This window comes from Rhizobium sp. Root1204, assembly GCF_001424965.1.
Lineage (GTDB): Bacteria > Pseudomonadota > Alphaproteobacteria > Rhizobiales > Rhizobiaceae > Pararhizobium.
In genome coordinates this window covers 1-20,721 of record NZ_LMCZ01000006.1, presented here as the reverse complement: position 1 = coordinate 20,721, position 20,721 = coordinate 1, and the positions used below count along the sequence as shown (strand labels likewise).

General features: G+C 61.4%; 17 protein-coding genes. 7 read left to right on the top strand and 10 right to left on the bottom strand.

Translation table 11 applies throughout. The features are described from left to right. The first annotated feature begins 114 nt into the window (after positions 1-114). The 4 genes from hslV (at position 115) to ASC96_RS07680 (ending at position 4,599) form a co-directional block, all read left to right on the top strand. The gene (hslV, locus tag ASC96_RS07695; RefSeq protein WP_060502826.1) at positions 115-639 is read left to right on the top strand and encodes an ATP-dependent protease subunit HslV; all 525 of its coding nucleotides are present in this window, start codon (positions 115-117) and stop codon (positions 637-639) included. 45 nt (positions 640-684) lie between these two features. After that, positions 685-1,992: an ATP-dependent protease ATPase subunit HslU gene (gene hslU, locus ASC96_RS07690; protein ID WP_037096682.1), complete on the top strand. Its 1,308-nt coding sequence runs from the start codon at positions 685-687 to the stop codon at positions 1,990-1,992. Between the two features lie 196 nt (positions 1,993-2,188). Continuing rightward, positions 2,189-3,121, top strand: coding sequence for a DUF1402 family protein (locus ASC96_RS07685; protein WP_112834683.1), 933 nt, complete (start codon positions 2,189-2,191; stop codon positions 3,119-3,121). 83 nt (positions 3,122-3,204) lie between these two features. Continuing rightward, positions 3,205-4,599 (top strand): cytochrome P450, encoded by a 1,395-nt coding sequence (locus ASC96_RS07680; protein WP_060502462.1) that lies wholly within the window; start codon positions 3,205-3,207, stop codon positions 4,597-4,599. On the opposite strand, the gene ASC96_RS07675 is transcribed toward ASC96_RS07680, so the two are convergent. Further along, the gene (locus tag ASC96_RS07675) at positions 4,562-5,179 is read right to left on the bottom strand and encodes a hypothetical protein (RefSeq protein WP_060502461.1); all 618 of its coding nucleotides are present in this window, start codon (positions 5,177-5,179) and stop codon (positions 4,562-4,564) included. The genes ASC96_RS07680 and ASC96_RS07675 overlap by 38 nt on opposite strands. Before the next feature lie 141 nt (positions 5,180-5,320). On the opposite strand from ASC96_RS07675, the gene ASC96_RS07670 reads away from it, so the two are divergent. Beyond that, positions 5,321-7,321 carry a hydantoinase/oxoprolinase family protein gene (locus tag ASC96_RS07670; RefSeq protein WP_060502825.1) on the top strand — a complete coding sequence of 667 codons (2,001 nt, stop codon included), beginning with the start codon at positions 5,321-5,323 and terminating at the stop codon, positions 7,319-7,321. A gap of 109 nt (positions 7,322-7,430) precedes the next feature. Beyond that, entirely contained in the window at positions 7,431-9,599 is a 2,169-nt protein-coding gene (locus tag ASC96_RS07665; RefSeq protein ID WP_060502824.1) for a malate synthase G, read from the top strand. Between the two features lie 202 nt (positions 9,600-9,801). Here ASC96_RS07665 and ASC96_RS07660 read toward each other — a convergent pair whose 3' ends face one another. Then, the gene (locus ASC96_RS07660; RefSeq protein ID WP_060502460.1) at positions 9,802-10,464 is read right to left on the bottom strand and encodes a L,D-transpeptidase; all 663 of its coding nucleotides are present in this window, start codon (positions 10,462-10,464) and stop codon (positions 9,802-9,804) included. A 181-nt stretch (positions 10,465-10,645) separates the two neighbouring features. On the opposite strand from ASC96_RS07660, the gene ASC96_RS07655 reads away from it, so the two are divergent. Beyond that, complete coding sequence (locus tag ASC96_RS07655; protein WP_060502459.1) at positions 10,646-11,179, top strand: MmcB family DNA repair protein; 534 nt, start codon at positions 10,646-10,648, stop codon at positions 11,177-11,179. A gap of 9 nt (positions 11,180-11,188) precedes the next feature. Here ASC96_RS07655 and ASC96_RS07650 read toward each other — a convergent pair whose 3' ends face one another. From ASC96_RS07650 to ASC96_RS33505, 8 genes are all read right to left on the bottom strand, one after another. Next, positions 11,189-11,773 (bottom strand): ActR/PrrA/RegA family redox response regulator transcription factor, encoded by a 585-nt coding sequence (locus ASC96_RS07650; RefSeq protein ID WP_060502458.1) that lies wholly within the window; start codon positions 11,771-11,773, stop codon positions 11,189-11,191. A 77-nt stretch (positions 11,774-11,850) separates the two neighbouring features. Continuing rightward, complete coding sequence (locus ASC96_RS07645) at positions 11,851-13,155, bottom strand: ActS/PrrB/RegB family redox-sensitive histidine kinase (RefSeq protein ID WP_112834684.1); 1,305 nt, start codon at positions 13,153-13,155, stop codon at positions 11,851-11,853. 31 nt (positions 13,156-13,186) lie between these two features. After that, a complete protein-coding gene (hrpB, locus tag ASC96_RS07640) occupies positions 13,187-15,646 on the bottom strand; it encodes an ATP-dependent helicase HrpB (protein ID WP_200954927.1) in 2,460 nt (819 codons plus the stop codon). Between the two features lie 5 nt (positions 15,647-15,651). Continuing rightward, positions 15,652-16,314 (bottom strand): ATP-binding cassette domain-containing protein, encoded by a 663-nt coding sequence (locus ASC96_RS07635; RefSeq protein ID WP_060502456.1) that lies wholly within the window; start codon positions 16,312-16,314, stop codon positions 15,652-15,654. Next, the gene (locus tag ASC96_RS07630; RefSeq protein ID WP_112834697.1) at positions 16,315-17,949 is read right to left on the bottom strand and encodes an ABC transporter permease; all 1,635 of its coding nucleotides are present in this window, start codon (positions 17,947-17,949) and stop codon (positions 16,315-16,317) included. Between the two features lie 76 nt (positions 17,950-18,025). Next, positions 18,026-19,264 carry an ABC transporter substrate-binding protein gene (locus ASC96_RS07625; RefSeq protein WP_060502455.1) on the bottom strand — a complete coding sequence of 413 codons (1,239 nt, stop codon included), beginning with the start codon at positions 19,262-19,264 and terminating at the stop codon, positions 18,026-18,028. 105 nt (positions 19,265-19,369) lie between these two features. Then, positions 19,370-20,314, bottom strand: coding sequence for an ornithine cyclodeaminase family protein (locus ASC96_RS07620; protein WP_060502454.1), 945 nt, complete (start codon positions 20,312-20,314; stop codon positions 19,370-19,372). 225 nt (positions 20,315-20,539) lie between these two features. Next, the coding region (locus ASC96_RS33505) for a hypothetical protein (RefSeq protein WP_210171862.1) at positions 20,540-20,721 on the bottom strand (182 nt) is incomplete at its 5' end.

Here is a 20,721-nt window from a genome sequence, read left to right as displayed (position 1 = left end):
AGCATGGGAGCGCGGCGTGGGCTATTTGCAATCGGCAAAAGCGCTCTTACATAGGTTTCAACAGGGCCGATGTACGGCTCTTCGAAAAGCCCGCAAGCCGGGCAGGGTGGTTTCATGACAACGATTATTACCGTCCGCAAGGGCGGACAAGTGGTGATGGCCGGTGATGGCCAGGTGAGCCTCGGCCAGACCGTGATGAAGGGCAATGCCCGCAAGGTTCGCCGCCTCGGCAAGGGCGATGTTATCGCCGGGTTTGCCGGTGCAACGGCCGATGCCTTCACGCTGCTGGAGCGGCTCGAATCCAAGCTCGAGCAGTATCCGGACCAGTTGATGCGCGCCGCCGTCGAGCTTGCCAAGGACTGGCGCACCAACAAGTATCTGCGCAATCTCGAAGCGATGATGCTGGTGGCCGACAAGAACATTACCCTCGCCATCACCGGTAACGGCGATGTGCTTGAGCCGGAACACGGCACGATCGCCATCGGCTCGGGCGGCAACTACGCCTTCGCGGCGGCCCGCGCGCTGATGGATACCGATAAGAGCGCCGAGGAAATCGCCCGCAGGGCGATGGAGATCGCCAGCGATATCTGCGTCTACACCAACGGCAATATCATCGTCGAAAAGCTCGATGCCGCGTAATCGCGACGCAGTTCCGCGTAACCGGCGTATTTTTGAAAGAAGACCATGACCACATTTTCCCCCCGCGAAATCGTGTCGGAGCTCGACCGGTTTATTATCGGCCAGCACGATGCCAAGCGCGCCGTCGCCATCGCCTTGCGCAACCGCTGGCGCCGCCAGCAGCTTTCTGATGAGCTGCGCGACGAAGTCATGCCGAAGAATATCCTGATGATCGGCCCGACCGGCGTCGGCAAGACGGAGATTTCCCGCCGTCTGGCCAAGCTCGCCGGCGCGCCCTTCATCAAGGTCGAGGCAACGAAATTCACCGAAGTCGGCTATGTCGGCCGCGATGTCGAGCAGATCATTCGTGACCTCGTCGAAGTCGGCATCGGCCTGGTGCGCGAAAAGAAGCGCGCTGACGTCAAGGCCAAGGCGCATCTGAACGCGGAAGAACGCGTGCTTGATGCCTTGGTCGGCGCGACCTCCTCGCCCGCCACCCGCGACAGCTTCCGCAAGAAGCTCAGGGCTAATGAGCTGGACGACAAGGAAATCGACATCGAGATCGCTGATACGGCAACGCCGGGCGGCGGCTTCGAAATCCCCGGCATGCCCGGTGCCAATATCGGCGTTCTCAACCTGTCGGAAATGTTCGGCAAGGCGATGGGACAGCGCACCAAGAAGGTTCGTACAACCGTCAAGGAAAGCTATGGCATCCTGATCAACGACGAATCCGACAAGCTGCTCGACAATGAGGAGATCCAGCGCGAAGCGGTACGTTCGGCGGAGAATGACGGCATCGTCTTCCTCGACGAGATCGACAAGATCGCTGCCCGCGATGGCGGCATGGGCGCCGGTGTTTCACGTGAAGGCGTGCAGCGCGATTTGCTGCCGCTGGTCGAAGGCACGACGGTCGCGACCAAGTATGGCCCGGTGAAGACCGACCATATCCTGTTCATCGCGTCCGGTGCCTTCCATGTTGCCAAGCCGTCGGATCTTCTGCCGGAACTGCAGGGCCGCCTGCCGATCCGCGTCGAGCTGAAGGCGCTGACCAAGGAAGATTTCCGCCGCATCCTGACGGAAACCGAGGTCAGCCTGATCCGCCAGTACAAGGCGCTTCTGGAAACCGAAGGCGTCGATCTGGACTTCACCGAAGACGCGCTGGATGCGCTGGCCGATGTTGCGGTCAAGCTCAACACCAGCGTCGAAAATATCGGTGCGCGCCGCCTGCAGACGGTGATGGAGCGGGTTCTCGACGAAATCTCCTACGCAGCACCGGACAAGTCCGGCGAAGCGCTGAAGATCGATGCCGATTATGTGCAGAAGCATGTTGGCGATCTCGCCGCCAATACGGACCTGTCGCGTTACATTCTGTAAATTTGCAACGGACGTTTGTTAACGATTGGGGCACTTGCTATAATGGCTGGTGCCCTTGTTGTTTGTGATATCCATACGCGATAAGGCTTTCGCCGGTGCCGGGCACAATTCCGGCACGATTTTGCCGCAGCGTCCCGGTGCATCCGGAACGTCAAGATTGCTTCACAGGAAACAGAGCGTGCGCCCCATCCTTCACATGCTTCTCGTCGCGGCAATGATTGCCGTTACCGGCCCCGCCATGGCGGACGGCATTCGTGTGGTGCCTGAGGGCAACCGGTATCAGGAGCAGCCGAATGTCCCGGGCGCATCCGTGCGCCGGACCAAGGCCGGTAAGACCTCGTTTGATGCGAAATACGACAAGGTGCGCAATCTGCTGGCCAATGACGGCAAGCTGATGGGCAAGATCAAATCGACGGCGCGCGCCTATGGTATCGACCCGATCCACATGATCGGCGCCATCGTCGGCGAGCATACCTATAATGTCGACGCTTATGACCGGCTGCAGTCCTATTACGTCAAGGCCGCAGCCTATGCCGGCGACAGTTTCCGCTTTGGTTATGAAGGCGAAACGGTAGCGCAGTTCGTGGCGCGTCCGGAATTTTCAAAATGCGAAGCCAAGAAAAGCTCCTATGCGTTGTGGACCTGCCGCGAAAGCGTCTGGGACAGCCAGTTCCGCGGCAATACGGTCGGCGGCACGTCCTATCCGAACAATCGCTTCAGCGCAGTGTTCTTCCAGCCGTTCTTCGCTGGCCAGACCTTCGGCCTTGGCCAGATCAATCCGCTGACCGCCCTGATGCTGACCGACATGGTGTCGCGCGTGTCCGGCTATGACCGTCTCGACGAAAACGATGCGGCGGGCGTCTACAAGGCCATCATGGATCCGGACCAGTCGCTTGCCTATATGGCTGCCTCGATCCGTCATTCGATCGACGCCTATAAGTCGATTGCCGGTATGGATATTTCCGACAATCCCGGCATCACCTCGACTCTCTACAATGTCGGCAATCCCGACCAGCGCGCCGCTGCACTTGCGGCGAAGAACAAGGGCGGCGCGGTGCAGTGGCCGGAGGAAAATTATTACGGCTGGCTGGTCAACGACAAGCTTGCTGAGCTGAAGGGCCTGCTCTAGTTTTCCTGAAATAGCCACACCTTCGTGCGAGGGTTGCGGCTGGAGCTGCCAGCCGGTGGCGGCGTCCGGAAAGCTGTCGCCCCATGGACATGAGACCCGAACCGTTCGAACCACCTGCGCCAATCCCGCGCACGGTGCCGCCGTCGCGTTTGCAGATCATCCGCACGGTCATGCGCAATCCGCTGGAACTGTGGGGCGAGCCTTCCTACACGCTGCCATGGATCAATACGAAATTCGTTACCCAGCGCACCCTGATCGTCAACGATCCCAATCTGATTCGCTATATCCTCGTCGAGAATGCCTCGAATTATGAGATGTCCAAGGTTCGCCGCCTCATCCTGCGGCCGATCCTGCGCGACGGGCTGCTCACGGCCGAAGGGGAGGTCTGGAAGCGGTCGCGCAAGGCCATGGCGCCGGTGTTCACGCCACGCCACGCACGCGGCTTTGCCAAGCAGATGCTGTCGAAGACCGAGGAATATGCCGCCAAATATGACGAGGCGGCATCGGCCGGGGAAACCGTCAATATCGCCACCGATATGACAGAGCTGACCTATCAGATCCTGTCGGAAACCCTGTTTTCCGGGCAGATTGCCGCCGAGACCGAGGGTTTTGCCGATAGCGTCGAGCGGTTGCTGCACCGCATGGGCCGTGTCGATCCGATGGATATTCTGCTCGCGCCGTCCTGGGTGCCGCGGCTGACCCGCATCGGCGGCGCTAAGGTGATGGCGGAGTTCCAGGGCATCGTGGCGGAAACCATGGATCAGCGGCGGCACTTGATGCGCACGGACCCGCGAGCAGCGCCACAGGATTTCCTGACGCTGCTGCTGCAACTGGAGCGGCCACAGGGCCTTTCGACTGACGAGATCGCCGACAATATCCTGACCTTTATTGGTGCCGGCCATGAAACCACGGCGCGGGCACTCGCCTGGACACTTTACTGCGTCGCCAATTCCCCGCATGTGCGCGAAAACATGGAAGCCGAGATCGACACCGTGCTGTCGAGCGGCGCCGAGCCGGTCGACTGGCTCGACCTGATGCCGCATGTCCGTGCTTCCTTCGAAGAGGCGATGCGGCTCTATCCGCCGGCGCCCTCGATCAATCGCGCCGCCATCGAGGCCGATTCCTGGACGTCGCCCGATGGCGAGCGGGTGGATATTCCCAAGGGCATCGCGGTTCTGGTCATGCCGTGGACCCTGCATCGCCACGCACTCTATTGGGAAAAGCCACGTGCCTTCATGCCGGAGCGCTTCCTGCCGGAAAATCGCGACAAGCTGCACCGGTTCCAGTACCTGCCGTTCGGAGCCGGGCCGCGCATCTGTATCGGCGCGACGTTTGCCCTGCAGGAAGCGGTGATCGCGCTCGGCGTGTTGATGAAGCGCTTCCGGTTCGATGTGACGCCGCAGACAAAGCCCTGGCCGGTTCAGCGGCTGACCACCCAGCCTAGGGGCGGGCTGCCGATGAGGGTGTCGGCGCGCTGAAGGTTTTTCCAGGCGTCTCCGATTGCACGGCGCGGATCGGCGAATCGGAAGCCACCGGCTCCTGCATCTGCTTCTTTGGCCGCTTGATCGTCTTGATCGCCGCACAGGTTGCGTCACCAACGCCCTCGCAGGGCTTGTAGACGACGATTTCGCTGCCGGCGCCATCGTCCCAGACGGCCTGGATCGCGAGCGTCTTTGCCTCTCCGGCCGGCAGCGAGATGTAGATATACTCGTTGGTACTGCTGTCGGGCAGGTTGAACGGAATCTGCGGATTGCATTTGCCAAGCGGAAAGCGCTTGTCGAGCGCGTCGGAATTGACCGAGTAGCGGATTTCAGACAGCCGGCAATGCATGGTCTGCAGCGCGGTGAAATAGATCAGCTGCTTGTCGTCGTAATTGCGGAACTGGATCCAGCCGGTGGTCTTATTGGCATCCAGCATCGCCTTGTAGATGGCGACATCCGGAAGCACCGGCTTGTATTCTTCGTCGTCGTTGGCCTCCTGCGCAAAGGTGGGCAGCGAGAGCGCAGGCGCGCCTGCAATCGCAAGAGCCAGAAAGAGCATGCGTGAGAAACCAGTCATGCCATTATCCTTGCTTTTGACAGTGTCGCGCAGCCTCGTTGCTATGTCGGCGAAGCGATGGCCTTTCGCTGATAGATGTCATATCACCTCGTGCATATCCTTTGAAGCCGGGTTTCCGGTCTTGCCCGAATGGACGCTCTCGTGACTGATCATCTTCTCCTCGGTATCGATACCGGCGGAACCTATACCGACGCGGTTCTTTTCAGTGAAACCGAAGGCGTCGTCGCCAAGGCAAAGGCACTGACAACGCGCCACGATCTTTCTGTTGGTATTGCCGGTGCAGTGGAGGCCGTGCTGGAACAGGCAAAGGCGCCTGCATCGGCGATCAGCCTTGTGTCTCTGTCCACGACGCTTGCGACCAACGCGCTGGTTGAGGGACAGGGCGGCCGCGCCGGTCTTGTCATGATAGGATTTGGTCCGGAAGACCTGAAGAGGGATGGCCTGCAGGAAGCGCTGGGCTCCGATCCTGTGATCTTTCTGCCCGGTGGCCATAATGTCCATGGCGGCGAAACATTGCTCGACATGACGCTGCTTGACGAAGCCCTGCCTGAGCTTGCAACACAGGTCGCGTCCTTCGCCGTGGCCGGTTATTTCGCCGTGCGGAATCCGGCTCATGAGCAGCGCGTGCGTGAGCGTATCCGCGAAATGTCGCATCTGCCGGTCACCTGCAGTCATGAGCTGTCCTCCAAACTTGGCGGCCCCCGCCGGGCGCTGACGACCCTTCTCAATGCCCGCCTGGTCTCGATGATCGACCGGCTGATTGGCGCCTGCGAAGGTTTCCTGAAAAGTCGCGGCATCGATGTACCGATGATGGTCGTGCGTGGCGACGGCGCGCTGATATCGGCGTCGGAGGCGCGGCTGCGGCCGATCGAAACCATTCTCTCAGGCCCCGCTGCAAGCCTTGTCGGTGCCCGGCATCTGACTGGCCTCGACAATGCCGTTGTTTCCGACATCGGCGGTACCACCACCGATGTCGCGGTGCTGGATCAGGGCCGTCCCCGTCTGGATGGCGAAGGCGCTGTCGTCGGCGGGTTTCGCACCATGGTTGAGGCGGTGGCGATGCGCACCTTTGGCCTCGGCGGCGATTCGGAAATCCGTATCAACGATCGCGGCCTGCAGGCGAAGATCGATCTCGGCCCGCGCCGCTTCCTGCCGCTCAGCCTTGCGGCTGTGGAGCATGAGGATGCGGTTATTTCCGTGCTCGAGCGCCAGTTGCGTACGGCCCACGTCGGGCGTCACGATGGCCGCCTGGCCGTGCGGACCGGGCTTCCCGATCATCTGGCTAGCGGCCTGCAGCCGCAAGAAACGGCTCTGTACGAACGGATCGGCGCGGTGCCCGTGGCGCTGGAGAGCCTTTTGACCAGCACCTTGCAGAAAGCAACGCTGGACAAGCTGGTGGCGCGTGGCCTCGTCCATATCTGCGGCTTCACCCCATCCGATGCCATGCATGTGCTGGGGCGGCAGAACCAGTGGAACGCCACGGCGGCCCGGCTGGGCGCGGAACTTGCAGCCCGCATCAAGGATGGATCCGGCAAGCCGATCGCTTCTTCTGCGGAAGTGCTGTCGGAAATGATCGTCGCCCGCCTGACCCGCCAGTCCGCCGAAGTCATTCTCTCCTCCTGCCTGGCGGAAGACGGAGCGGCCATCGATCCCACTGTGTCGCTAGCCGTCGACCGGGCGTTGAAGCGTGAGCCGGGCATTGTCGCATTTTCGCTGTCGCTCGATCGTCCGCTGGTCGGGCTTGGGGCGTCCGCCCCGGTCTATTATCCGGCAATCGCCGATATGCTCGGCGCTGAATCGTCGATCCCCCCGGAGGCCGGGGTCGCCAATGCCGTCGGCGCCGTCGTCGGCCAGGTGCGGGCTTCGGTTACGGTGTTTGTCACGGCGCCGGAAGAGGGTATCTTCATCGTCAATGGTGCCGGTCCGAGCAGCCGGTTCCTGGATCAGGAACAGTCTTTCGCGTTCGCCCGCGATCGGGCGCAAGCCGCAGCCTTGGCATCGGCCCGGTCAAACGGCGCAGACGAGCCGGCCTTGGTCATGCGGGAGGAAATCGACGCTCCGGAAACTGAGGGGAGCCGAAAGCTGATCGAGGCGCGGTTCACCGCGACTGCCAGCGGCCGCCCGCGTGTGGCCAATGATTGATTTGTTCTGATTTGGAAATAATTCTTCGCATTTTTGCTGGATTGACAGAGAATGAAACCGTGAGAGACTGCGGCCTCTCAAATTCAAGCGTTAATTCATGGAGTTGCCGATGGGCCGGATAGAAAAGAATGGGTTGGGAATCGATGCGGATTTGCACGAATTCCTCGTCAAGGAAGCGTTGCCCGGCACCGGAATCAATGTGGATCAGTTCTTCGCGGCCTTCTCGCAGATCGTCCATGATCTCGCGCCGAAAAACCGCGAGCTGCTGGCCAAGCGTGATGCGTTGCAGGAAAAGCTCGACAACTGGTACCGCCAGAACGGCGCGCCGGTCGATATGGCTGTTTACGAAGGTTTCCTGAAGGAGATCGGTTATCTCCTGCCGGAAGGTCCGGATTTCACGGTTTCCACCAGCAATGTCGATCCGGAGATCGCTACCATTGCCGGGCCGCAGCTCGTCGTTCCTGTCATGAATGCGCGCTATGCGCTGAACGCCGCCAACGCGCGCTGGGGTTCACTCTATGATGCGCTCTACGGCACCGACGCAATTGCCGAGGATGGCGGCGCGGAAAAGGGCAGGGGTTACAACCCGGTCCGCGGCCAGAAGGTCATCGCCTGGGCGCGCAGCTTTCTTGATGCCAGCGCACCGCTGTCGGCCGGCAGCTGGAGTGACGTCACGGCATTGACCGTCGATGGCGCAGTCCTGTCGATCTCGACCGCCTCAGGCGCGGTCAAACTCGCGGACGCCGCTCAATTTGCCGGCTATCGGGGTGAAAAGGCCTCGCCGTCACACGTTCTTCTGAAGAAGAACAACCTGCATATCGAGATTGTCATCGACGCCTCGACGCCAACCGGGAAGGACGATCTCGCCCACATTTCCGATGTCATCCTCGAATCGGCCATCACGGCGATCATGGATTGCGAGGATTCGATTGCTGCCGTCGATGCCGAAGACAAGATCGTCGTCTATCGCAACTGGCTGGGCCTGATGAAGGGTGATCTGCAGGAAGAGGTCACAAAGGGCGGCAAGACGTTTACGCGCAAGCTCAATGCGGATCTCGGCTTTACGGCGCCGCAGGGTGGCGAGATTTCGCTGAAGGGCCGCGCGCTGATGCTGGTGCGCAATGTCGGTCACCTGATGACCAATCCGGCCATCCTCGATCGCGATGGCAACGAGGTTCCGGAAGGCATCATGGATGCCATGATCACCGGCCTGATCGCGCTCTATGATATAGGACCAAACGGACGCCGGATGAACTCGCGCGAAGGCTCGATGTATGTCGTCAAGCCGAAGATGCACGGCCCGGAAGAGGTTGCCTTCGCCTCGGAAATCTTCGGCCGCGTCGAGCAGGCGCTCGGCATGGCTGCGAACACCATGAAAATGGGTATCATGGACGAGGAGCGCCGCACGACGGTCAACCTCAAGGAATGCATTCGCGCTGCCAGGGAGCGCGTCGTCTTTATCAATACCGGCTTCCTCGATCGCACCGGCGATGAGATGCACACCTCGATGGAAGCGGGTCCTATGATCCGCAAGGGTGACATGAAGCAGGCGGCCTGGATCGCGGCTTATGAAAACTGGAACGTTGATATCGGCCTGGAATGCGGCCTGTCCGGGCATGCGCAGATCGGTAAGGGCATGTGGGCGATGCCCGACCTGATGGCGGCGATGCTGGAGCAGAAGATCGCTCATCCGAAGGCTGGCGCCAATACCGCCTGGGTTCCGTCGCCAACGGCTGCGACGCTGCATGCGACGCACTATCACAAGGTCGATGTTTCAGCCGTTCAGGCAGACCTGAAGAGCAGGGCTCGGGCGAAACTGAGCGACATCCTTTCGGTTCCGGTCGCCTCGCGGCCGAACTGGACGGCAGACGAAATCCAGCGCGAACTCGACAACAACGCGCAAGGTATTCTCGGTTACGTCGTGCGCTGGGTTGATCAGGGCGTCGGTTGCTCCAAGGTGCCTGACATCAACAATGTCGGCCTGATGGAAGACCGCGCTACCCTGCGCATCTCCGCCCAGCACATGGCCAACTGGCTGCATCATGGCGTCGTTACCGAAGCGCAGATCGTCGAGACGATGAAGCGCATGGCTGCGGTCGTTGACTGCCAGAATGCCGGGGATGCAGCCTATACGCCGATGGCCGGCAACTTTGATGGTTCGATCGCATTCCAGGCGGCGCTCGAACTGGTCCTGAAGGGACGCGAGCAACCAAACGGCTACACCGAACCTGTCCTGCACCGCCGCCGTCTGGAGCTGAAGGCAAGCCAGGCTGCTTAGCAAGGCTTTCTGTTCCACGTGAAACCCGCCCAATTCCGACACTTAGCTCAAGGCCCTTCTTATCTCCCTCGAGGAATGAGGAGGGCCTCGAAGTATTGGTGTCTTTTCGCAGCGCCAGGATGTGCAGCTAAATCGCTGTGTCAAAAACAAAAATCCCCGGACAAGCCGGGGATTTGAAAACGCTACATGGTTTGAACGGCAATTACTGCTGGACGATGACGTGGGTGTTCTTGCCCGGACGTACGCGCGCGTAAAGGTCGATGATGTCCTGGTTGATCATGCGGATGCAGCCGGACGAAGCGGCGGTGCCGATCGAGGCCCATTCCGGCGAACCGTGGATGCGGAACAGCGTGTCCTTGCCTTCATCGTTGAACAGGTACATGGCGCGCGCGCCGAGCGGGTTGCGCAGGCCCGGGCCCATGCCGTTTTCGACATACTGGGCAACGTCCGGCTTGCGCACGGCCATTTCCTTCGGCGGATGCCATGTCGGCCATTCCTGCTTCCAGGCAACATAGGCGCGGCCTTCCCATGCAAAGCCGGCCTTGCCGACGCCGATGCCATAGCGAACGGCCTTGCCGCCGGGCAGCACGAAATAGAGGAAGCGGTTCGGCGTGTTGACGATGATCGTGCCGGGCTTTTCAGCCGTGGCATAGTCGACGATCTGGCGGTGAAAACGCTCGTTGACCTTGTTAATCGGGATAGCCGGGAGGGCGTAGCCATGATCTTCGACCGGGCCGTAGCCGTCCGAGAAAATCTGGTTTGTCGCTACTTTTTCGCCGATGGGAGCGATCGGCGCCGTGGAGCAACTGGCCAAGGCGAGTGTAGCCGCGAGGCTGCACAGCAGAACTGCATTGCGGAAGCGCATGGGTGTCTCTTGTAATGAAGTTAAGAATATCTGGGCTGATTCGACCATCAGCGATTATGGTTTATTTTCGATTGGTCTCATGATTGCAAGTGAATGCGGTGCAGCATGCCTGCAGGATGATTCAAAAACTCCACGGAGTGTTTTTTTGCAACAAAAGCGGCCTTGTGCCAGAGTCTAAAGCATGGCGATTCTCTCTATCCACAACGATAGTCCTTTGATTGACGGCCGTCAGTCGCAGCGCGCCATGATGGTGCGTCGCGGTGTCCAGCGTTACTTGCATGAAATGCGCCATGCGGTGCTGCCGGAACTGACGCTTGCCAGCGGCAGGCGTGCCGATCTGATCTCGATTTCCCCCAAGGGCGATATCTGGATCGTCGAGATCAAGACGTCGATCGAGGATTTCAAGGTCGACCGCAAATGGCCGGACTACCGGATGCATTCCGATCGGCTCTACTTCGCCACCCATAGCGGCGTGCCGCTCGATATCTTTCCGGAAGAATGCGGGCTGTTGCTGTCGGATGGCTATGATGCCGAGATGATCCGCGATGCGCCGGAACACAAGCTGCCTGCGCCAACCCGCAAGTCGGTGACCACGAATTTCGCCCGCGTCGCCGCCCAGCGGCTGATGCTGGCGGAATGGTCGGCAGACAGGGCAGGCGACACCAGTCCGAATATGCGCGACATCGTTTCGGGCTCGCTGGACGGCGAAAGCTGAGGCGCGCCGTTACTTCGGCGCGCGCTTGGCCAGGATTCGCTGCAGCGTACGGCGATGCATGTTGAGCCGGCGCGCGGTCTCCGACACATTGCGTTCGCACATTTCGTAGACGCGCTGAATATGCTCCCAGCGCACACGGTCGGCCGACATCGGGTTTTCCGGCGGTTCGGCGCGCTCGCCGGTCCTTTGCACCAGTGCTGCGAAGATATCGTCGGCATCGGCAGGCTTGGCGAGATAGTCGACGGCCCCAAGCTTCACCGCGTTGACGGCGGTCGCGATATTGCCATAGCCGGTCAGCATGATGATGCGTGTGTCGTCGCGCCGGGCGCGGATCGCTTCGATGACGTCGAGGCCGCTACCGTCGCCGAGCCGCAGATCGACGACCGCATATTTCGGCGGACGAGTCTTGGCCTTGGCGATGCCTTCGGCAACCGATTCGGCGATATCGACGGCAAAGCCACGGGTTTCCATGGCGCGGGCCAGACGGCGCAGGAAAGGTGCGTCGTCATCGACGATCAAAAGGGACGTGTCAGTGCCGATCAGCGCAGCATCACTCGGGGCGGCGTCTGCCTGTTCGGGAAGTTTTTCCGTCATGTCGCAATCCTTGATGCAGTCTCTTATTCCTGCACTCTATGTAAGTTCGCTTATTCGCGCTACCGGACGGCGTAAAGTCATTTTGACAGTTTCGTATCCATCAAACTGCGCGGCCATTCGACGCTGACACGGGCGCCGGGCTTCTCGGGGCCGCGGTTCTCGAAGGTCAGTTTGGCGCCCGATCGCTCCAGCAGCGTCTTGGCGATAAACAGGCCAAGGCCCAGGCCTCCGGCGCTGTCGTCCTTCTGGCGCTTGGTGACATAGGGTTCGCCGATCCGGCTAAGGATATCCGGCGCATATCCGTCGCCATCGTCCTCGATCACTACCGAAACGATAGAAGGCGTATGGGTGACTGTCACCGTCACTTCCTTCTTGGCATAGTCGACGGCGTTCTCCAGCAGATTGCCGAGCCCATAGAGAATACCGGCATTGCGGTTGCCGACGGGTTCGGCTGCACGGTCTCCGCGTTCAACGAGGTTGATCTGGATGCCAAACTCCCGATGCGGCGCCATCACCTCCTCCACCAGCGAGGAAAGCGGCAGGTTGCGCATGTGATCTTCGTTCTCCGAAGACAAGGTCGTCAGACGCCGCAGAATATCACGGCAACGTTCGCTCTGGCTGCGCAGCAGGTGAACATCCTCGCCGAAGCGCGGGTCGTCGCCGAGTTCCCGCTCCATCTCCTTGGCAACGACGCTGATCGTGGCGAGCGGCGTGCCGAGTTCGTGAGCGGCGGCGGCGGCAAGGCCGTCGAGCTGCGACAGGTGCTTTTCGCGCTGCAAGACCAGTTCCGTCGCGGTTAGTGCTTCCGACAACTCGCTGGCTTCCAGAGAGACGCGATAAGTGTAGAAGGCCGCGAATGCCGTGGTCGCAACGATGGCGAACCAGATGCCGGCAGTGAGGACCGTTGGCATCTGGAGGACGAGACCGGGATACCAGGGTAGCGGGAAGGGTGAGAAGGCAAGTGCGGTAATCCCGAGGATGGCAAGGCTTGCCAAAGCAATGCTGTGCCACTTCGGCTGCGAGGCAGACGAGATGATGACGGGAACACAGACCAGCGGCGCAAAAGGATTGGCAAGACCGCCAGTAATGAACAGAAGTGCCGTCAGCTGGGCAAGATCGATACCGAGCAGCGCAAAGGCGGCCGGTGGCTGCAACCGGTGCGTCGGAGGATAGCGGATGGTGAGGTAAGCGTTCACCCAGGCAAGAAGGGCTATCAGCGAGCAGCAGGCAATCAACGGCAGCGGAAATTGCAGCCAGAAGGCGGTGATCGTCACCGCGATCGATTGCCCGCCAACCGCCAGCCAGCGCAACCGCACGATTGTCTGCAGACGCAGAACGCGGCTTGTGGTGGCTTCTTCCCCGTCGAGTGCGGCCGTCGTCATCCGGTTTCCTGTCGTCATTGCCATTGAAGCCTCATGTACCACGCGGTTTTGCCCGTGTCGTTGGCGGCGCGTTTGCCGGATCTTCCGGCCAGGGGTGTTTCGGATACCGGCCACGCATATCGGCGCGAACATCCTTCCAGGACCCGGCCCAGAAACCGGGCAGATCACGCGTCATCTGCATCGGCTTGTGGCCCGGCGAGATCAGCTCCAGAAGCAGCGGTAATCGCCCGCCGCCAATCGACGGATGCGTCTTCAGCCCGAACAGTTCCTGAACGCGGATCGACAGAACCGGCTCGTCGCCATCATAGCGGATCGGATGGCGCTGTCCGGTCGGTGCTTCGAAATGGGTCGGGGCCAAACGTGCAAGATCGCGGGCGATATCATGCGGCACCAGCGACTGCAGCCCTTCGGAAAGGCTGCCCGCGCTGATATCGTCGATACCGCGTGTATCTCGCTGGAAGGGAACGAACCACTCATACAGCCGCGACAGCAAGCTCTCATCCGACATATCCGGCCAAGGCTCGCCGAGGGTGCGATAGAGAAAGCCGATGCGGTCGCGCAATTGCGCGGCTTCCTTGGAGAATGGCAAAACCGCAAGCCCAAGCTGGCGAACGCCATCCGCAAGCGCGCGGGCGGCCGGTTCGCCCTTTGGCTTGCTGAGTGGCGTTTCGTCAAAAATGATCGCGCCAAGCCGCGTCACCCGCCGCGCCCGGACCTGTAGGCTCGGCCGGTCGAAGAAGGTCTGGTCTTCCTGGACGATTGCTTGCGGCATATGCGCTTCGACATCGGCGCGGGTGATTTCCGCTGCGGCGAGAATGCGCTGCCCGCCCGCCCGGCCGGTCAGGTCGGCGATAACAAGCATGGAGGCGCCGGCCAGCCGCTCGGTCTCCGGCAGTTCGGCTCCACGGCCATTGGCCATGACGAAGCGTCCGCGGCCGCCGCGCTGCAATGCGATCCGGTCGGGAAAGGCCTGCATCAAGAGAATGCCAGGTTGAACCGCCTCGCTGGAATCCTTTCTCGCACTCAAGCCCTTGGCCATCCGGCGGGCCAGCCCCCGCGAGGCATCGGCACGGTCGCCGCGCTCGGACTTGAACCGCCGCAACCGGTCCTCGAGATCGATGCTGTTGCCGCCGAGACCCTGCTCGGTCAAAACCACGGCCAGAAGGCATGCTTCGTATGCCTGACCATCATCCGCTGCGGCAACAGCCATGGCGGCAAGACGGGGCGGCAGTGCCAGTTGGCGGATCTGTTTTCCCCGCGCCGTCAATGCGCCGGTGCTATCGAGCGCCCCGAGCTGAACAAGCAGCGCCTTTGCCTCCTGCCATGTCGTCACCGGCGGCGGATCGAGAAAGCCAAGACCGGATGGATCTGTCACACCCCAATGGGCGAGATCCAGCACGAGACCCGATAGATCGCTTGAGAGAATCTGAGGCGGGGTAAACGCTGGCAGAGCCGCCGTCTGTCCCTGATGCCAGAGACGGATGGCGATGCCAGGCTCGGTGCGCCCGGCGCGACCCGCCCGCTGATCGGCAGAGGCGCGTGACACGCGCACGGTTTCCAGCCGGGTGATCCCGGTCGAAGCCTCAAAGGCGGGAAGCCGCTGCAGGCCACTATCGATGACGATGCGTACACCATCAATGGTGATCGATGTCTCGGCGATCGACGTGGCCAGCACGATCTTGCGCGTTCCCGCTGCAGCTGGGCGGATTGCCGCGTCCTGCTCTTTCTGGCTGAGGTTACCGAACAGCGGCGCGATGATGGTTTCCGCGCCAAACCGGCCGGTCAACCGTTCAGCCGTGCGGGTGATTTCCGCCTGTCCCGGCAGGAAAGCCAGGATCGAGCCGGTTTCCTCGCGGTGTGCCTCGATGATGGCGCGGGTCACGGCATCTTCCACGCGTTCCGTCGATGGCCGTTCGCGATAACGAACCTCCACCGGAAAACTGCGCCCCTGGCTCTCGATCACAGGAGCTCCGTCCAGCAGCTGCGCCACCCGGCCGACATCCAGCGTCGCCGACATGACGATCAGTTTCAGGTCGTCGCGCAGCACCTGCTGCACATCGAGTGCCAGCGCCAGCCCGAAATCCGCATCCAGCGAGCGCTCGTGAAACTCGTCGAACAGCACCGCCGACACTCCTGGCAATTCCGGATCGTCGAGCAGCATCCGGGCAAACACGCCTTCGGTCACCACCTCGATACGGGTCCTTGCCGAAATCCGGCTGTCGAGCCGCATGCGGTAGCCGACCGTATCGCCAACACTTTCGCCAAGCAGGCTTGCCATGCGCCCGGCAGCGGCGCGGGCCGCCAGCCGGCGTGGTTCAAGCAGGATGATCCGGCCATCGCCGCGCCAGGGCTGGTCCAGTAGAAACAACGGCACAAGCGTCGTCTTGCCTGCACCAGGCGGCGCCGACAGCACGACCGCCGGAGCCTGCACCAATGCTTCGCCGAGTGCTGGCAAAATGGCTTTAACGGGCAGATCGGGGAGTGCGTCCATCATGTTCATCGGCGGTTATCCTCGCCGATCACGATGACAGGTCCGCCAGCGGCGTCCGCGTCCGCCTGATCATGCGTGACCAGAACAACCGGCAGGCCAGCGGATTTTGCGCGCGCGAAGATCAGTCCGCGGGTTTGCTGTCGCAGGTCGCTGTCAAGTTTGGAAAAGGGTTCATCAAGCAGCAGCAAGCGCGGCGCCGACAGCATCACCCGCTGCAGCGCCACCCGGGCTTTCTGCCCACCGGAGAGCGTGGCGGGATCCCGGTCGTAAAACCCTTCGAGCTCCACATCGATGAGTGCCTGCTCGACCATTCGCCGCCGCTGGTCACGCTGTGCGATCGAAGGGGTCAGCCCGAACAGGAGATTGCCGCCAACCGAAAGATGCGGAAACAAAAGCGGGTCCTGGAACAGCATGCCGCACCGGCGTTTTTCAGCGGCAATGCCGGTCAGGTCGCCTCCATCGATCAGGATACGGCCGCTGCCGGTGAAAACTGGATCAAGAAAGCCACATATGTAAGCAAGCAGCGCCGATTTCCCGGCGCCGGATGGTCCCATCACCGTCAGGATTTCGCCCGGCCGGACATGGGCCGACAAAGACAGCAGCGTCCGGCCGTCAAGGGCGATTGAAATCGTCTCCAGATGCAGGCCGTCTGTCGTCTTGGGTGTCATTCAAATCCTCATCGCGCGCCGGCCGCGGAATAGCAAGTGCGGCACCAGCGATGCAATCAGAAATCCGCCGAAGGGAACCAGCGTCTGCAAAAGCGCATAGACCCCGATCGCCCGGCGGTCGCCACCGGACGATAGGGCCACCGCCTCCGTGGTGATGGTGACGATCCGCCCGGCGCCGATCAGAAGCGTCGGGAGATAGAGCCCGGCAGAAACCGCGAAACCGACGGCGAAGGCCGTCAGGCATGCCCGCGTCAGCATCGGCAGGCGGATTTGCAGCAGGATCTGTAATGGCGATTTGCCGATCCCTGCCGCCAGCGTTTCGTAACGCCGGTCGAGCGCCCGCCAGGGCTGCGACAGGGAGAGAACGACATAAGGCAGCACGAAAATCAGGTGCACGAACAAAAGCAGAGGAAAGGACGCGGCAAACCCGAGCGTCACGCTGAGGATCTGCAGGCCGAAGACGAAGCAGAGCTGCGGCATGATCAACGGCAGATAGAGCACGCTGCCCATCGGGTGGCCGTCGCGATGGCCGCCTTGCCACAACAGGCCAATCGCCAGCAGAAGGGCGATGGCCGCAGAACTGCCGGCAAGCGAGATCGTCGTTGTGATCGCCACCCCGGCCTGCGGGAGGGCGCGCAACCAGGGCTGAAGCGTAAAACTGTCCGGCAGCAGCGCGGGAAACGGCCAGAGACCGGCAATCGACCAGACGAGGAGCGTGGCAAGACCGAGGAAGACGAGGCCCGCCGACAGGGCCATGACGGCGCAGGCTGAGCGGCGTAACAGCCGGTCGTCAGCCTTGCGAACACCGGAACCGGACATCCGTCGCAGCAGCACGGATCCGATCTGCTCAAGGGCCAGCCACGTCACCATCGCCGCCATCGTCAGCCCAAACTGTAACAGCGCCCCCGCCGATGCCAGGAACCGCATCCGCAGATCGCTATCGGCCATCCATTCGGTGATGCGTACGGCCAGTGGCGCCGGCAACGCCGGGCCGAGGATCATCGCCACATCGACGACCGAGCTGGCATAGGCGACAACGGCAAAGACCGGTAGCCGGATCTGGCGGTAGAGAAGCGGCCAGACGCTGATCAGGAAACCCCGGATGCGGCCATAGCCAAGGCTGGCTGACAATTGCCGCGCCTGGAGGAGGGGCACCTGCGGCAGGGCCGCCAGCGTCACCAGAAACAGAAACGGCATTTCCTTGACGATCAGCCCCGCCATCATCGTCAATCCCAGCGGGTCTTGTGGCACCAGCCAGTCGGGCGGGCTGACATAACCGGTGAGATCGGGTGAGACGAGACGCATCGCCAGGCCAGAGGGTGCGACAAGGAAAACAAGGCCAAAGGCTGCGGCGGCATGCGGGATGGCGAGCAATGGTGAAACGAGGTGCTGGATGCGGGAAAACATCCGGGTTCCGGCATATCCGGCGGTAAACAGCATGACGATGGCGAGCGACAGGCCGGTGGTGACGATTGCCGTCGAAAAACTGATCTGCATCGAGCGCAGCAGGTGCGGCTGCGCTGCAAGTTCCGCAAAATGGGAAAGGGTCAGATGATCGCCGCCAAGTGCCGGCAACAGACCGAAGGCAGGTCCGACCGTACCCGCTAGCCCGGCCAGGATCGGCAGGCCGATCATGACCAGTACGACACCCGATAGGCTGAACCGGCGGCTCACGGTTTTGCCGTTGGCCAGCGGCCGGCCAGGATGGTCCTCAGTTCGCCGCTCCATAACGCTTGATCCATTCGGCCTCGATGCGCGTCATCCAGTCGGGATGCGGTTCGGCCAGCGCCGGCCCGAGCTTGTCCGGCGGCAGTGTCGCGACACCCAGATCAAGTGCTGCAAACGCCACCCTGTCGGCCTCCGGCAGCTTGCCCAAAGCCAGCACCGTCGGGTCCCCCCAGACTTTCGGGTCCTGTTTCCGCACCTGCGCTTCCGGCGACAAAAGGAAGTTGGCCAGCACCAGAGCACCTGCCTTGGCGTTGGCATTATAGGGGATGCCAACGAAATGTGTGTTGCCGAGCGTTCCCTTCGAAAACACGAAGGAGCGGACGCTGCCGGGCAGTTCACCGGCGGCAATTCCGGCCGAAGCCTCCGCCGGATTGAAGGCGAAGATGATGTCGAGTTCACCATCGGCCAGCTTCTGCTTCATATCGGGATAGTTCTTTGGGAAAGCCTTGCCCTTGCGCCACAAGAATGGATGCAATTGGTCGAGATAGGCAAACAGCGGCGCCACATCCGCATTGAACGTCACATCATCGACCGGTTTCTGCAGTTTTTCCTTGTCGGCGATCAATTCGCTCAGCACCTGCTTCAGAAACGACGAGCCGATGAAATCCGGCGGCTGCGGATAGGAAAACCGGCCGGGATGCGCTTGGGCAAAGGACAGCAGGTCCCTCGCCGAATCCGGCAGGTCTTTCCGTGCCGTGCGGGCTTCATCATAGAAGAACACCAGTTTTGCTGCCCCCCAGGGGCTTTCCAGCCCATCGGTCGGAATAGTAAAATCCGTCAGGGTGGTCGGCTGGTTGTCGATATCGACCAGACCCCAGTGGGGTAGCTTCGTTGCCCAGTCCGGAGAAAACAGCAGGCCCTGGCGCTTCATCGCGGCAAAATTTTCGCCATTGATCCAGATGAGATCGACGGACCCGTGCTGGTCGCGCCCGGCCGCCTTCTCTGCAAGCACCGTCGTCACCGCCTTGGCGGTATCGTCCAGCTTGACCTGCACGACCGTGACGCCGTAGCGCGCCTTCACCAAGTCGCCGGCCCATTGGATATAGGCGTTGATATTGGCCGAGCCGCCCCAGGCATTGAAATAGACAGTCTCGCCGCGCGCCTCGGCCAGCACCTGATCCCACCTGGCCGCATCTATGGCCATCGCCGGTCCAGTCGCCGTGAGCGCAAGCGGAACCAAAAGCGCCACCTGTATGAACATCCGCCGTGTCGACCTGATCATTCTTCCCCCAACCTGCGCTTGAAATGTGCGCTCCAACCTAAGCCAAGGCCGCGATCCGTCAACGCCGGCAGGTGTCAACCGCCATCACGATCCGGTGACGGGTATTCAGCTGCGCCGTGACCGCTCAAAGGCAAGAACAGCACCAGCGAGATCCTCGAGCGCTGCACCGACGGATTTGAACAGGGTGATTTCGTCCGGGCTGGTTCGGCCCGCATGACGGCCGCCGGTCAGCTCGGCCAGGTCCGCCCGAACGGAGCCTGCGGCAATGATCTCGGCCCGCAACGGCTGGACCAGGTCGCCGCCTTCGGTGAGTGCCCCGTCGCGCGTATCGACGAACAGTGTGGCGCGCTCGACGGCGCGGTCGTCGCTCTCGCGCATGCTGGGCTTGAAGGCGCCGACAAGGTCGAGATGCGCCCCGTCCTTCAGCCAGCCGCCGCGGATCAGTGGTTCGGATGAGAGAGTTGCGCAGGAGATGATGTCGGCCTGGCGGGCGGCGGCCTCTATATCCGTGGTAACGGAGACGGTGATACCGGGGAGATCGAGTTGTGCCGCCGTTGCCTCCGCCTTGCTTCTGTCGCGGGCCCAGATCGTCACCTCGGAAATCGGCCGCACTGAAGCATGCGCCTCGATCAGGTTCTGCGACAGCCGGCCGGCGCCCACCATCAACATGCGGCGCGCATCCTTGGCTGCGAGGTAGTCTGCGGCAAGCGCCGAAGCGGCGGCGGTCCGGCGGGCGGTGAGCTCCGCGCCATCGATGATCGCCAGAAGCTGACCGGTCTTGCCGGACGAAAGCAGATAACTGCCATGGATGGCCGGCAGGTTCCGCGCGCTATTGCCTGGAAACACCGACACCATCTTGACCCCGATATAGCTGCCCGGCTGCCAGGCCGGCATCAGAAGCAGGGTCGCGGCATCTTCTCCTGGCACCTTCACATCATGATGATGGCGCACCGGCATTTCGCAACCGTCGCGAAACATTATGCGCAGTGCCGCGATCAGATCGGGCCAGGGCAGGGCGGCGCGTGTTTCGGCTTCATTCAGGACCAACATCTGTCTCTCCCATGATAAATGTCGATGGACATTAACAGGAGTTTTTAAGGGGACCAAAGGACGGGATGTTTTGATGTTGTGCGGGCTGGGCATAACTGGAGAAAGGGGCCAACCGGCCCGTTTCCTAATTTTGACCATTTGGGAAAGATTTTGGCTGTTGGATTCCGGGTATTTTTGGTGGATTTTGTGGGTTGTTTTGGTTGTTTATGAAATATCTCATATAAATCAGTTAGTTATAAGAAACTTCATTTTTTTGAAATTGGTGTGTTGACTTCGTTTGGGGGGTGGGACTATAAACCGCTCACCAACGAGGGCGGCGGCGCTGCTGGCGACCGACGAACTCGCTCTGAAGTTTCTTACGAAAGTTTGGTGCGGATTTGGGGTTTCAGGCGGGAACGCTTCGGGCT